Here is a 13,941-nt window from a genome sequence, read left to right on the forward strand (position 1 = left end):
CGGCGGGGGCGTGCCCCCGATCAGAGGTTCTCGGCCTGCGGCATCCCCAGCACGTGATAGCCGCCATCAACATGGATGACCTCACCGCTGGTGCAGGCCCCCGCATCGGACGCCAGATAAACCGCCGTGCCACCAATAGCCTCGAGCGTCGCATTGGCGCGCATCGGCGCATTCAGCTCGGTATGGCGAAACGTCTTGCGCGCGCCGCCAATCGCGGCCCCTGCCAGCGTTTTCATCGGTCCGGGGCTGATCGCGTTGACGCGGATCCCATCCGGCCCCAGATCATTCGCCAAATAGCGCGTCGCCGATTCCAGCGCCGCCTTGGCAACGCCCATCACGTTGTAATTCGGCACAACCTTGTTCGACCCTTGATAGGTCAGGGTCAGCAGACAGCCGCCCTGATCCTTCATCATCGGATAGGCCCGCCGTGCCACCTCGATAAGAGAATAGGCCGAGATTTCCAGCGAATGCTTGAAATTGGCGCGGCTGGTGTTCAGGAACCGCCCGGTCAATTCCGACTTGTCGGAATAAGCCACCGCATGCACCACGAAATCAATCGTCGGCCACCGCCCCGCCAGCGCCCCAAAGGCCGCATCAAGCGAGGCATCATCGGTCACATCGACATCGAGCAGCAGGTCAGAGCCAACGCTCGCCGCCAAGGGCTCCACCCGCTTGGCGAAATTCTCGCCCTGATAGGAAAAGGCCAGCTCCGCCCCCGCCGCATGCATCGCCCGTGCAATGCCCCAAGCGATAGAGCGGTCATTGGCCACCCCCATGATCAGGCCGCGCTTGCCCTGCATCGCAATCGTCATCTCATCTCACCCGTGAAATTTGCTCAGCAACATCGAGCCATTGGTGCCGCCAAAACCAAAGGAATTCGTCATCACCGTATCCAGCCCGGCCTTGTCCACCCGCACCGTTGCAATCTCGGCCGGATCAAGGGCCGGATCGAGCGTCTCAACATTGATCGACGGGGCAATGAAATCGTTTTCCAGCATCAAAAGGCAGTAGATCGCCTCTTGCGCGCCGGTGGCCCCTTGGGAATGCCCTGTCATCGACTTGGTGGAACTGATCGGCGGGGTGCTGCCCTGCCCAAAGACCCGGCGCACCGCCTCAACCTCGCCCACATCGCCGACAGGCGTCGAGGTGCCATGCGCGTTGATATAGCTCACGCGGCGTCCCTCAGGCAGTGTCGCCACCGCCAACCGCATCGCGCGCTCGCCGCCCTCGCCCGAAGGTGCCACCATATCGGCCCCATCCGACGTCGCGCCATAGCCCGTCACTTCGGCATAGATCTTGGCCCCGCGCGCCTTCGCCCGCTCCAACTCTTCCAGCACGACAATACCGCCCCCCGCCGAGATCACGAACCCGTCGCGCCCCACGTCAAAGGCCCGGCTCGCAGTCTCGGGCGTGTCATTGTACTTGGACGACATCGCGCCCATCGCATCAAAGAGGCACGACAGCGACCAATCCAATTCCTCTCCACCACCTGCAAACATCACATCCTGCTTGCCAAACATGATCTGCTCTGCAGCATGGCCGATACAATGCAGGCTTGTGGAACAGGCCGAGGTGATCGAATAGTTCAGACCCTTGATCTTGTAGGACGTCGCCAGATTGGCCGAAATCGTCGAACACATGGTCTTGGGCACAGCAAACGGCCCGATCCGCTTGGTCGATCCGGTGTCCAACGCCACCTGATGCGCCGCCAGCATGGCACTGGTGGACGGCCCGCCCGATCCCGCAACAACCCCGGTGCGTGGGTTGATCACGTCTTTTTCCTCAAGCCCCGCATCCGCAATGGCCTGCGCCATGGCGATATGCGCATAGGCCGCCCCGCCCCCCATGAACCGCAACGCGCGCTTGTCCACATGCTCGGTCACATCGAGCTTGATCGCCCCGGCCACCCGGCTGCGAAAGCCATGCTCGGCCATAGCCTCATTCGCGGTGATGCCCGAGCGCCCCTCTCGGAGCGATGCCAGAACCTCTTGGGCGTTGTTGCCAATGCTGGAGACGATCCCCAGACCTGTGACGACGACACGACGCATGGGTGCCTCCCTCTGCTTTGTTACAGCCTCTGTAAGACAGCGTGACTTGAGGGGCAAGCGGTTAGCGGGACGATCCGCGCAACACCGCGCGCACTGGTCACCCTTTGCGCAGAAGCCCGGCCAGATATGCAAGCGCGGGCTTCATAGGTTAACGCCCCCACGCCCGCAAAGGTTAAGCCTCCGACAACCGCCCGCCCGCGCAACGCGCAAGACGCGGGCGCGACCTTACATAATCCCCTGACAAACCTTACAGAGATTACACGCGCCAGATGCCCGCACAGGGCCTGATCCGGGGCCTCGCATATTCAGCGCATTCGCCTATTTGCGGAAAACTGCCTCGCCCTGCTCGTCGATAACCTGCTTGGCCTTGCGCACGCAAAACGCCCGCGCCTCATCAAGGCTGGCAATGGTATCGGCCCGCAAAAGCTGGTGAACTTTCACCTCGCCCGCGATGTCCTTTTCAATCCGCGCCGCCACGCGGTATCCCCCGTCTGCCGCCTGTGGCGCGGGGAAGATACGGAAATCCTTATATATTTCCGGCTGCGCCTCAGGCTCTGCTTTGGGCTTGCCCCCAAACAATCGCGACAGGATCGACATACGGCCTCCAGATTATGCACCGTAGGGTGCGCATTCATTGCGCACCCCATAACCCCCTGTTTTCAAACGTAGGCTTTCACCCAGCTCATTGATCCAGAAAACTCCGCAGCTTGCGGCTCCGGCTCGGATGCTTCAGCTTGCGCAGCGCTTTGGCTTCGATCTGCCGGATACGTTCGCGGGTGACAGAGAACTGTTGCCCCACCTCTTCCAGCGTATGATCGGTGTTCATGCCGATACCAAACCGCATCCGCAACACCCGCTCTTCGCGCGGTGTGAGCGATGACAGAACCCGTGTCGTGGTTTCCTTGAGGTTGTCCTGAATAGCGCTATCCAACGGAAGAATAACGTTTTTATCCTCAATGAAATCACCAAGCTGGCTGTCTTCCTCGTCGCCGATCGGGGTCTCGAGCGAAATCGGCTCCTTGGCGATCTTCATCACCTTGCGGACCTTTTCCAGCGGCATTTGCAGCTTTTCGGCCAGTTCCTCGGGCGTCGGTTCGCGGCCAATCTCGTGCAGCATCTGACGACCCGTGCGCACCAGCTTGTTGATCGTCTCGATCATATGCACCGGAATCCGGATGGTGCGCGCCTGATCCGCAATGCTCCGCGTGATCGCTTGACGGATCCACCAAGTCGCATAGGTGCTGAATTTATAGCCCCGGCGATACTCGAACTTATCCACCGCCTTCATCAGGCCGATATTGCCTTCCTGAATAAGATCAAGGAATTGCAGGCCACGGTTGGTGTATTTCTTGGCAATCGAAATCACCAGACGCAGGTTGGCTTCGACCATTTCCTTCTTGGCTTGGCGCGCCTCTTTCTCGCCCTTCTGCACTTGCTGCACGATGCGGCGGAATTCGGAAATGTCCAAACCCACATACTGCCCCACCTGCGCCATGTCGGCGCGCAGCTCGGCTACCTTTTCAGGGCTGCGCTCAATGAACATCTGCCAGCCGCGCCCGGCCTTGCGGGCCATATCGTCCAACCAGTTGGGATCAAGCTCGCGACCGCGATATTCTTCAATGAATTCAGAACGGTTGATACGCGCCTGATCGGCCAGTTTGACCATGGCACTGTCGATCTGCATGATCCGGCGGTTGATGCCGTAAAGCTGATCAATCAGCGCCTCGATCCGGTTGTTGTGCAGATGCAGCTCGTTAACCAGCTCGACAATCTCGCTGCGCAGGGTCTGATAGGTGGCTTCCTGCTCGCGGCTGAACGATCCACCCTCGTTCAGCGTGGCCGAAATCCGGCTATCCTGCATCTCGCTCAGCTTGGCATAATCCGCCGCAATCCGGTCCAGCGTATCCAGAACGCGCGGCTTGAGCGCGGCTTCCATCGCCGCAAGGCTCATATTGGCCTGTTCGTCGTCCTCGTCATCGTCGTCGGAATGGATCGGATTGCCATCGGCATCCAGATCAGGCTCGCTGTCATCACGCCCCATACCGCCGGGGGCGCTGGTCACATTGGCAGCCCCCACCACCGGCTCGGCGTCTTCGTCGCCCAATTGCGTGCCAAACGTGGCCTCAAGGTCGATCACATCGCGCAACAGGATGTCTTCACCCAAAAGTTCGTCGCGCCAGATGGTAATCGCCTGAAAGGTCAGCGGGCTTTCGCAAAGACCTGCGATCATTGTGTTGCGCCCGGCTTCGATCCGCTTGGCGATGGCAATCTCGCCCTCGCGGCTCAAAAGCTCGACAGATCCCATCTCGCGCAGATACATCCGCACCGGGTCATCTGTACGGTCGAGCTTTTCTTCCTTGCCCGAGCCAAGGGTGATCTCGCCCCGTCGCCCAATCTCGGCAACGGCAGTCGAACGCCCCTCTTCCTCTTCCGCATCCTCGGCCTCGATGATGTTGATCCCCATTTCCGAGAGCATCGACATCACGTCTTCGATCTGTTCCGACGACACCTGATCCGGGGGCAAAACCTCATTCAGCTGGTCATAGGTGATAAAGCCCTTTTCCCGCGCCTCCGCGATCATCCGCTTGACCGCCGCCTGGCTCATGTCGAGCGAAACCTCGGCTTCGGCTTCCTCTGGCTTATCGTCGTCGGTATCTTTGGCGGCCATGAATGACTCCTCGGCTATGGGCGGGGCGGGTGATTCGGTTGACCCGAATCAATAGCGTGTTCTGTTGATTCGCACACCCGTCTACCCTGATTTATTCGGCGCTTCCTTACGAAAACAATCATCGTCCCGGTTTAGAAAAGGTTATCTTGTCGAGCAAGGCGTCGAACTGTTGTTTCTCATCTCGTTTGATCCGCGCGCCATTTTCGCCCAAATCATATTCCGCCCGGTCCTCTTGCTGGCTGCGCACAGCACGATTTCGCGCCTCGGCAGCCTGCCCCAGACGATACGTCAGTGACTCGTCTACAAGCCCCTCAATGTCCTCGGTCGCCTCGGACAGCTCTGCCATCCAGCCACGTTGGGCCGTCAGTTTGGCAAATTCTTCGGTCAGGGTCAGGATGGCAAGCTCCTCATCTCCGGGGCGCCGCACCGGCGGGATGAGCGCGACATGGGGCAAAGTCATCAGCTTTTCAAGGGGTGCCGATCCGATCTCGGCCTCAATCCGGGCGCGCAAGCCCTCGGCACCGCTTACCGCATGGCGCAGGATCAAGTCCCGCAGCCGGGCCAAATCAGGGTCTCGACACTCAAGCCTTTCAAGACCCGCTTCGAACCGCGCGGCCACGGACGGGCAAGAGATGAGCGTCGCCAGAACCACCGCCTCGCGCAGATGCACCGTGCCATCCCCGCCCGCAGCCACCAAGAGCGAGGATTTGGTCGCCGCCCGCGCCGGTTCCGGCGGTGGCCATTTGCCGCCACGGGCACGGGGCGTAAAACCGGTGCTCCGGCGCGGATTGAACAACTGCCACCGCAGGTCCTTGATCGCCTGCCCGTAATGGCTGCGAATCGACGGGTCGCGAATCAACATGATCTTTTCACGCAGCACCTTGTCGAGCGCCGCCCTACGCTCGGGGCTGTCATAATCGCGCCCTTCGGTCTCGCGCTGCCACAAAAGCTGCACCATCGGCAGCGCCGCATCAATCCGCCCCTGCACCGCGCCCGCCCCCTCGGACCGCAAGAGGTCGTCTGGGTCTTTGCCCTCGGGCATCAACGCAAACCGCAGCGATTTGCCCGCCTCCAAAAGCGGAAGCGCCAGATCAATCACCCGGTAGGCCGCGCGCAGCCCCGCCGTATCGCCATCAAGAGCAATCACCGGCTCTGGGCTGATCCGCCACATAAGCTGCAACTGATGCTCGGTCACAGCCGTGCCCAAGGGGGCCACCGCCGCACCAAATCCCGCCGCCACAAGGGCGATCACATCCATATAGCCCTCGGCCACGATCAGCGTCTGGCCCTTGCCCGATGCCTCCCGCGCAGGCCCGTGATTGTAGAGCGTATGGGATTTGTCAAAAAGCTCGGTTTCCGGCGAATTCAGATACTTGGCCGGGTCACTCGGGTCCATTGCCCGCCCGCCAAAGGCGATGCAGCGCCCGCGCGCATCGCGAATGGGAAACATGATCCGGTTGCGAAACGTGTCATAGGGCTTGCCGCCCTTCTGGCTGTCCTTGGCCAGACCGCAGGCAAGGATCAAGTCGGGCGGCACGCCCTTGCCCGTCAGATGCTCCCACAGCCCCTGCCAGCCATCGGGCGCAAAGCCTATGTCGAATTGCGCCTGCGTCGCCTCAGCCAGCTTGCGACCCTTGAGATAGTCACGCGCCGCCGCCCCGGCCCCGCTGCGCAGGTGCAGGACAAAAAATTTGACCGCCTGCTCCATAACCTCAATCAACTGCCCGCGCCGATCCGCCTTTGCCTGCGCCTGCGGATCGCGCTCGGGCATCGGCATGCCCGCCTCTGCCGCAAGGATTTTCACCGCTTCCATGAAATCGACATTCTCGGTCTCACGGACAAAGGCAATCGCATCGCCCTTGGCGTGACAGCCAAAGCAATAGTAAAACCCCTTGCGGTCATCCACATGAAAAGACGCGGTTTTTTCTTGGTGGAACGGGCAAGGTGCCCACATATCGCCCTTGCCTGGATTTGACTTGCGATTGTCCCACGTCACTTTGCGCCCAACCACATGGGAGAGCGACAGGCGGTTTTGCAACTCGTCTAAAAATCCGGGGGGCAGGCTCATGCCCCTATATTGGGCGCGCGCCGCTCAGAGTCCAGAGGTCAGAGGTGTTACTGTGCCTCGCATTGCGTGACATAGCTGCCCGCCACATCCTCGGCCAATTGCGCCTCGTCCAGCGAATAGACCCAATCGACCAAAGGCTGCACCGCAGGCGCGTAGACGGCCATATCACCCGTCATTTCGGCTGTGATCGTGGTGATCGTAGCGGGGGCATCCTCACCCGCTTTGCGCGCGTCAACGGCGCTCGCCACGATTTCACCCGTGGGCGCACAGATCGGGTTTTCGGCCATGGCCATGGCAGGCATCAGGCTTAGGGCGGCACTCAGCATCAGGCGCATTGGCGATCCTCTCTTTCAGACCCCGCTCTCATAAGCCAGTTTCTCGGCCCTGTCAGCGCCTCAGACGGGGGAATTTTGTCGCGCCGCGACCCGACGCATGGCGATTTCCGCCTCATGCACCAGTGTCGCCGCCATCGAGCGGAACACCATAATCTGCCAAAGCTGTGGCCCCAACCGGCTGATCGACCCGGCCATATGCGCCACATCCGTGCGCGCCGTATGGCCCGGCGCAAAGACTGCATCGCGCAGATCAAGCGGGCAGAGCCGCGCCAGAACCTCGGCCGCCTGTCGCCCCTCCAATTGCACGACCGCCCAGCCATCCGACTGATCCGTCAGCGCCGCATGCGCCGCCAACCCGGCCTCAGGCTCCGGACCGATCAAAAGCGCCATGTCGCGCCCAAACCACAGGGCGCGCGCCTGCGTATCCCCTGTCAGACGCCCCGGTTCCGGCCAAGCGACACCATGCGCCGCCTGCATCGCCGCAGACAGCGCCGCCACGCAGCCCCGGTAGGGTGCCAGCGATGTCATCCGCACCGGCCTTATCTCGGTCAGGCTCAGATCGCCCACCGACACCGGCAAAAGCCCCGCGCAGGGGGTCTGAGCCTTTAAGTCAGCCACGCAACCGCCCTCCTTCTGGATCAAACGCCACAAGGGGCGTCACTTCGCAAATCGTCTCGGACTTGCGCAAATGATCCACCACGCGCACCCGGTCGCCCATCCGCTCTGGTCCGCGCTGCAGAAACCCGATGCCGATCACATGCCCCAACGTGGGCGAATAGCACGCGCTCGTGACATAGCCCCGATCCTGCGTGCGAACCGCTTCGGCGCCCTCGTCAAAAATATGCGCGCCGGCCAGCAATTCCTTGACCGCGCCCACCGGCTTCAATCCCACCATACGCTCACGCTCCGGGTCCGTCAGACCCGGGCGTGCGGCCGCCGCCTTGCCGATGAAATCCTTCTTGGCGCTCATCATCCCCTGCATCCCGATGTCATAGGCGGTGACGCGGCCATGGATTTCGGCATGGGTGATAAACCCCTTCTCGATCCGCAACACATTAAGCGCCTCCAGCCCGTAAGCCCCGCCGCCCATCTCTTCGGCGCGCGCCACCAAGGCCGCAAAGAGCGCCGCCCCATAGCGCGCAGGCACCGCGATTTCATAGGCATGCTCCCCCGAGAACGAGATCCGAAACAGCCGCCCCGCAACCCCACCAATCCGCGCCGTCCCACAGGCCATATAGGGAAACCCCGCCTCGTCAATCGGCGCGTCCAGCATGCCATTCAGCAGGGCGCGCGATTTTGGCCCGGCCACCGCGAATTGCGCCCATTGCTCTGTCACGGAAACAAGGCGCACATCCCAGTCAGGCCGCAACACCTGCGAGACGAATTCCAGATGCCGCATCACCTGCCCCGCCGCAGCCGTCGTGGTGGTCATCACGAAATGGGTCTCTGCCATGCGCGCGCAGGTGCCGTCGTCCATCACATGCCCATCCTCGCGCAGCATGAGACCATAACGCACACGGCCCACCTTCAGCGTCGAGAACATATTGGTATAGACGAAATCAAGAAACCGTGCCGCATCAGCGCCTTGCACGTCGATCTTGCCTAGGGTGGACACATCGCAGATCCCGACCGCGCTGCGCACCATCGCCACTTCTCGGTCGCAAGATTGCCGCCAGGTATTCTCGCCTTTCTGCGGGAAATAGCTGGGCCGATACCAGAGCCCCGCCTCGATCATCGGCGCATTGCGCGCCACGCTTTCGGCATGCGAGGTGGTGCGCCGTTCGGGGGCAAAGCCTTTGCCCTTCCCCCCTGCCCCCAAGGCCGCGATCGGAACCGGCACATAGGGCGGACGAAAGGTGGTGGTGCCAGTCTCGGCAATACCGCGCCCCGTCGCCTCGGCCAGCACCGCCAGAGCCGCCACATTCGAGTTTTTGCCCTGATCGGGGGCCATACCCTGCGTCGTGTAGCGCTTCATATGCTCGACCGAGCGGAAATTTTCGGCCGCCGCCTGCACCACATCCTTGACCGTCACATCATTCTGGAAATCAAGCCAGGCACGCCCCTTTCCCGGCACATGCCAGAGCGGAAAGATGTCATAGGCCGCGTCACCTGCCATGGGTGCGGCCAGATCCGGCACGCTGTATCCAAGATCCTGCGCGGCGCGCGCCCCCTCAGCCAATCCGCTCTCCAGACAGGCGCGGGTGGAAAACGCCCCCGCTGCCGCCCCCGCCGCACACAGCCCCGGCACGGCATTCGCAGGCGGCAGAAACGCCTGTCGGGCCGCGTCCCACTCGGGCCGCGCGCCCATGTGGCAGGCCAGATGCACCGTCGGGTTCCACCCGCCCGAAATCGCAAGACAATCCGCAGCGATCCGATCCTCACCCCGCTGCGTGGCAATCGTCACCGCCTCAAGCCCACGCCGCCCGCTCGTGCCACAGACCTGCGCGCCGGGATAAAACGGCACGTCCAGAGCAGAGCGCGCATAGGGCCGCGCGTCGATCAATGCCGCCACATGCACCCCCGCCGCCTGCAAATCAGAGACGGTGAGATGCGCGCTGTCATTGTTGCCAAAGACCACAGTGCTCTGGCCCGGTGCCACGCCCCAGCGGTTGACATAGGCACGCACCGCCCCTGCCATCATCACACCGGGCCGGTCATTGTTGGGAAAGGCAATGGCCCGTTCCAATGCGCCCGCCGCCAACACCGCGCGCCGCGCCACGATCCGCCAAAAACACCCCTTGGGCGCATGGGGCCGAGTGGCCAGATCAGGTGCCAACCGCTCAAGCGCGCCATAGGTGCCGCCATCATACACGCCGGTAACCGCCGTGCGCGTCATGATCCGCACATTGGGCATGGCCGCAAGCTCTGCCGCGATCTCTTCTACCCAATCCACAGCGGGCAGCCCGTCAACCTCTTCCGTCTCGGCCAAGAGACGCCCACCAAGCCGCGTGTCCTCTTCGGCAAGGATCACATCCGCCCCCGCCTCTGCCGCAGCCCGCGCCGCCATCAGGCCCGCAGGACCGCCGCCGATCACCAGAACATCACAATGGGCGTAGGCGCGCTCATAACTGTCCTCTGCCGCATCCCCCGACAACGCGCCCAGACCCGCCGCACGGCGGATCACAGGCTCATAAACCCGCTCCCAAAACGCACGCGGCCACATGAATGTCTTGTAATAGAACCCCGCCCCAAGGAATGGCGCAAAAAGATCGTTGGCCGCCAGAACATCCAGCCCCAGCGTCGGCCAACGGTTCTGGCTACGCGCCTCCAGACCCTCATGCAACTCGACCGTGGTCGCCCGCAAATTGGGCCTTTGTGCCGCCCCCCGCCCAACCGTCACAAGGGCATTGGGTTCTTCGCTGCCAGCGGTCATCACCCCGCGCGGGCGGTGATACTTGAAGGACCGCGCCACCATCCGCACCCCGTTGGCCAAAAGCGCCGAGGCCAACGTATCCCCCGCGAACCCTTCATAGCGGTGCCCGTCGAATTGAAATTGCACCCGGCGCGTGCGGTCGATCAGGCCCTTGTCCTCGATCCTCATGCGCCCAACTCCGCCGCTAACGCCACGCCAAGCACCGCATGCGAAACCGTGTCGCGCGTCACGATCAGCCAGGCCCCGCACCCCTGCTCATGCTGCCACAGATCGCGCGTCACACCCGCCGGATTGTCGCGGTTGTGAATGTAATCGTCCCACTCCGGGCTCCAGACTTCATCCTCGGGGCGCACGAGCGCGGCACCTTGATAATAGAATTCGCGACGATCCCGCTCGCCACAGATCGGACAGCCCAGCCTCATTTCGCGCGCGCTTTCATCGTTCCAAGAATACTCAAGATTTCGCCCTCTCTGCGCTGCTCAATGCAGGTTGTGCTGCGCCCCGGTGCCTTCTTCGTCCATCAGCCCCCGGCCCGTGCGGAACCGGTCCAGCCTGAATCCCGTAGCCGCCGGATGTGGGCGGTCGGTGGCGATAAGATGCGCCATCGCATCCCCCGAACCGGGCACCGCCTTGAACCCGCCATAGCACCACCCACAATTGAGATAGAGCCCCTCGATCCCCGCGTGATCAATGATGGGTGAACCATCGGGCGACATATCCATGATCCCGCCCCAACTGCGCAGCAGGCTTGCATTGCCGATCATCGGCATCAAGGTCATGCCCGCCTCCATCACATGCTCGACAATCGGCAGATTGCCCCGCGCGGCGTAAGAGGCATACATGTCCAGATCCCCGCCAAAGACCAGCCCCCCCTTGTCGGATTGGCTGATATAGAAATGTCCCATGCCAAAGCTGATGACATGGTCGATGCAGGGCTTTAGCCCTTCTGTGACAAAGGCCTGAAGAACATGGCTCTCGATGGGCAGGCGCATCCCCGCCATTGCCGCCACTTGGCTGGATCGTCCAGCCACCACAATCGCCAGCTTCTTGGCACGAATAGCCCCGCGTGTTGTCTGAACGCCGCGCACCTGACCATTCTCGATGTCGATGCCCGTCACTTCACAATTCTGGATAAGGTCCACGCCCCGCGTGCTGGCCCCCCGTGCATAGCCCCAAGCCACCGCATCATGCCGTGCCGTGCCTGCGCGCCGCTGCAACAGGCCGCCATGGATCGGAAACCGCGCCTGATCATAATCGAGATACGGCACCATGCGTTTCAGCTGCGCCACGCTCAGCAATTCGGCATCATCGCCCTGATTGATCATCGCATTGCCGCGCCGGGCAATGGCGTCGCGCTGCCCGTCCGAGTGAAACAGCACGATCTGCCCGCGCTGGCTGTGCATCACGTTGTAATTCAGGTCCTCTTCCAGACCCTCCCACAGCTTGAGGGAATGGCTGTAGAACTCCGAATTGCCCGGCAGGAAATAATTGGCGCGCACGATGGTGGTGTTGCGCCCCACGCTGCCGCCGCCCAGATAGCCCTTTTCCAGCACCGCCACATTGGTGATGCCATGCCGCTTGGCCAGATAATAGGCGGTCGCCAGACCATGCCCCCCGCCGCCGATGATCACCACGTCATACGCGGGTTTGGGCGTCGCATCGCGCCAATGCGCCTGCCAGCCCTTGTTGCCGGTCAGCCCTTCCTTCAAAACCCGCAGGCCGGAAAACCGCATGCCACTCCCCTTGCGCCATTTTCTGCGCCAATCTGGCGCGACTGAACCAACTTCACCCATCAATAGCAATGGCAGAGCCGAAGCTCTGCTATCTTTCCCGCCATTTTCAGGCCCATGCGCGACCCGAGCGTGTCAGAGCCCCATCGCGCGATAGCTCGCCGCGACCTTGGCGATGGACACGAGATAGGCCGCCGTGCGCAGGTCCGTCACGTCCTGACGACTGTGCCAGACCTCGCGCATCGACTGATACGCGGTGCGCATCGTGTCATCGAGACCCGAGCGCACCAGTTCCAACTCGCCCGCACCCTTGAGGTATTTCTGCTTGAAATCGGGCGACATTTCCCAAGCATCCCCCAAACCCCGGTTGAGCCGCTGCAATTCCGTCACCAAGAGTTGATGCCGCGCCTCCTCTTGTCGCCGCCCGATCCGGCCAAAGCGGATATGGCTCAGGTTCTTGACCCATTCGAAATAAGACACCGTGACACCGCCTGCATTGGCGTACATATCCGGAATGATGACCGTGCCTTTCTGGCGCAGGATGTCATCGGCCCCCGCCGTGATCGGCCCATTCGCCGCCTCAATGATCAGGGATGCCTTGATCTGTGTGGCATTGCTCAGGTTGATCACCCCTTCCATCGCTGCGGGGATCAGAATGTCACAGGCCTGTTCCAGAACCTTGGCACCCTCCTTGACAAATTGCCCCTCGGGATAGCCCTCCACACCGCCATGCCGTGCGATCCAGTTGCGCACCGCTTCGACATTCAGCCCCTTCGCATCAACCAAAGCACCATCACGCTCGATGATCCCGGTGATCAGACAACCATCCTCTTCGCTCAGAAACTTGGCCGCGTGATAGCCCACGTTGCCAAGCCCCTGCACGACCACCCGCTTGCCATCCAGCGTGCCCGACAGCTTCGCCGCCGCGATATCCTCGGGATGACGAAAGAATTCGTGCAGCGCATATTGCACACCCCGCCCCGTCGCCTCGACCCGGCCTTGAATCCCGCCCGCATTGATCGGCTTGCCGGTCACGCAGGCGCGGTAATTGATGTCCGTGGTATTCATGCGCTTATATTGATCCGCGATCCATGCCATCTCGCGCTCGCCCGTGCCCATGTCGGGGGCAGGCACGTTTTGCGCCGGGTTGATCAGGTCGCGCTTGATCAGCTCATAGGCAAAGCGCCGGGTGATCAACTCCAGCTCATGCTCTTCCCACTGGCGCGGATCAAGCCGCAACCCCCCCTTGGAGCCGCCAAACGGGGCCTCTACCAGCGCGCATTTATAGGTCATCAGCGCGGCCAAGGCCTCGACCTCGTCCTGATTGACGCCCATGGCATAGCGGATCCCGCCCTTGACCGGTTCCATATGTTCGGAATGAACGCTGCGATAGCCGGTAAAGGTGTGGATCTGTCCGCGCAAACGCACGCCAAAGCGCACGGTATAGGTGGCATTGCAAACGCGGATCTTTTCCTCGAGCCCCGGCGGTAGATCCATCAGCGCCACCGCGCGATTGAACATCAGATCCACACTTTCGCGAAAGCTCGGTTCCTTGCTGGCGTTCATTCGTCCTCTCCCTGTTGCAGCCCGGCTCTGTCGACTGGCCCAAGTAGCGCGCAGCCCCGGTGCATTCGTATGCTACCCGATGAAAGCCGTTTGTCTACCCGCCGCCAGCGCGCCCCTTGGCGGATTCGGGCCACCTTGGGTGTTTGTCGCCAA

11 protein-coding genes are annotated in these 13,941 nt (G+C 62.0%); all 11 read right to left on the minus strand.

Features of this window, described 5'->3' with window-relative positions; genetic code table 11:
- Nucleotides 1-20: 20 nt before the first annotated feature.
- The gene (locus tag ACLGGT_RS00660; RefSeq protein ID WP_008280425.1) at nt 21-812 is read right to left on the minus strand and encodes an enoyl-ACP reductase FabI; all 792 of its coding nucleotides are present in this window, start codon (nt 810-812) and stop codon (nt 21-23) included.
- Between the two features lie 6 nt (nt 813-818).
- The gene (fabB, locus tag ACLGGT_RS00665) at nt 819-2,048 is read right to left on the minus strand and encodes a beta-ketoacyl-ACP synthase I (RefSeq protein ID WP_008280426.1); all 1,230 of its coding nucleotides are present in this window, start codon (nt 2,046-2,048) and stop codon (nt 819-821) included.
- Between the two features lie 318 nt (nt 2,049-2,366).
- A complete protein-coding gene (locus ACLGGT_RS00670; RefSeq protein WP_008280427.1) occupies nt 2,367-2,645 on the minus strand; it encodes an HlyU family transcriptional regulator in 279 nt (92 codons plus the stop codon).
- A gap of 85 nt (nt 2,646-2,730) precedes the next feature.
- A complete protein-coding gene (rpoD, locus tag ACLGGT_RS00675; RefSeq protein ID WP_437194818.1) occupies nt 2,731-4,716 on the minus strand; it encodes an RNA polymerase sigma factor RpoD in 1,986 nt (661 codons plus the stop codon).
- A gap of 118 nt (nt 4,717-4,834) precedes the next feature.
- Nucleotides 4,835-6,784 (minus strand): DNA primase, encoded by a 1,950-nt coding sequence (gene dnaG, locus ACLGGT_RS00680; protein ID WP_422000486.1) that lies wholly within the window; start codon nt 6,782-6,784, stop codon nt 4,835-4,837.
- A gap of 47 nt (nt 6,785-6,831) precedes the next feature.
- Nucleotides 6,832-7,119, minus strand: coding sequence for a hypothetical protein (locus ACLGGT_RS00685; protein WP_008280430.1), 288 nt, complete (start codon nt 7,117-7,119; stop codon nt 6,832-6,834).
- Between the two features lie 60 nt (nt 7,120-7,179).
- Nucleotides 7,180-7,737, minus strand: a complete 558-nt coding sequence (locus ACLGGT_RS00690; RefSeq protein ID WP_437194819.1) for a sarcosine oxidase subunit gamma — start codon at nt 7,735-7,737, stop codon at nt 7,180-7,182.
- Entirely contained in the window at nt 7,730-10,660 is a 2,931-nt protein-coding gene (locus ACLGGT_RS00695; protein WP_437194820.1) for a sarcosine oxidase subunit alpha family protein, read from the minus strand. Before ACLGGT_RS00695 ends, ACLGGT_RS00690 begins: the two co-directional genes overlap by 8 nt.
- A complete protein-coding gene (locus ACLGGT_RS00700; protein WP_151978962.1) occupies nt 10,657-10,914 on the minus strand; it encodes a sarcosine oxidase subunit delta in 258 nt (85 codons plus the stop codon). Before ACLGGT_RS00700 ends, ACLGGT_RS00695 begins: the two co-directional genes overlap by 4 nt.
- A 57-nt stretch (nt 10,915-10,971) precedes the next feature.
- Complete coding sequence (locus ACLGGT_RS00705; protein ID WP_008280434.1) at nt 10,972-12,225, minus strand: sarcosine oxidase subunit beta family protein; 1,254 nt, start codon at nt 12,223-12,225, stop codon at nt 10,972-10,974.
- 132 nt (nt 12,226-12,357) lie between these two features.
- On the minus strand, nt 12,358-13,788 hold the full coding sequence (locus ACLGGT_RS00710; protein ID WP_437194821.1) for a Glu/Leu/Phe/Val family dehydrogenase: 1,431 nt from the start codon (nt 13,786-13,788) through the stop codon (nt 12,358-12,360).
- Between the last annotated feature and the right edge of the window lie 153 nt (nt 13,789-13,941).

Source organism: Roseovarius sp. MS2 (assembly GCF_051447875.1).
Taxonomy (GTDB): Bacteria; Pseudomonadota; Alphaproteobacteria; order Rhodobacterales; family Rhodobacteraceae; genus Roseovarius; species Roseovarius mucosus_A.

What these genes read in the sequence shown, in the direction of transcription:
- ACLGGT_RS00710 (WP_437194821.1), bottom strand. Translation starts at nt 13,788, where the DNA reads ATGAACGCCAGCAAGGAACCGAGCTTTCGCGAAAGTGTGGATCTGATG.
- ACLGGT_RS00700 (WP_151978962.1), bottom strand. Translation starts at nt 10,914, where the DNA reads ATGAGGCTGGGCTGTCCGATCTGTGGCGAGCGGGATCGTCGCGAATTC.
- ACLGGT_RS00660 (WP_008280425.1), bottom strand. Translation starts at nt 812, where the DNA reads ATGACGATTGCGATGCAGGGCAAGCGCGGCCTGATCATGGGGGTGGCC.
- fabB (WP_008280426.1), bottom strand. Translation starts at nt 2,048, where the DNA reads ATGCGTCGTGTCGTCGTCACAGGTCTGGGGATCGTCTCCAGCATTGGC.
- ACLGGT_RS00695 (WP_437194820.1), bottom strand. Translation starts at nt 10,660, where the DNA reads ATGAGGATCGAGGACAAGGGCCTGATCGACCGCACGCGCCGGGTGCAA.
- ACLGGT_RS00685 (WP_008280430.1), bottom strand. Translation starts at nt 7,119, where the DNA reads ATGCGCCTGATGCTGAGTGCCGCCCTAAGCCTGATGCCTGCCATGGCC.
- rpoD (WP_437194818.1), bottom strand. Translation starts at nt 4,716, where the DNA reads ATGGCCGCCAAAGATACCGACGACGATAAGCCAGAGGAAGCCGAAGCC.
- ACLGGT_RS00705 (WP_008280434.1), bottom strand. Translation starts at nt 12,225, where the DNA reads ATGCGGTTTTCCGGCCTGCGGGTTTTGAAGGAAGGGCTGACCGGCAAC.
- dnaG (WP_422000486.1), bottom strand. Translation starts at nt 6,784, where the DNA reads ATGAGCCTGCCCCCCGGATTTTTAGACGAGTTGCAAAACCGCCTGTCG.
- ACLGGT_RS00670 (WP_008280427.1), bottom strand. Translation starts at nt 2,645, where the DNA reads ATGTCGATCCTGTCGCGATTGTTTGGGGGCAAGCCCAAAGCAGAGCCT.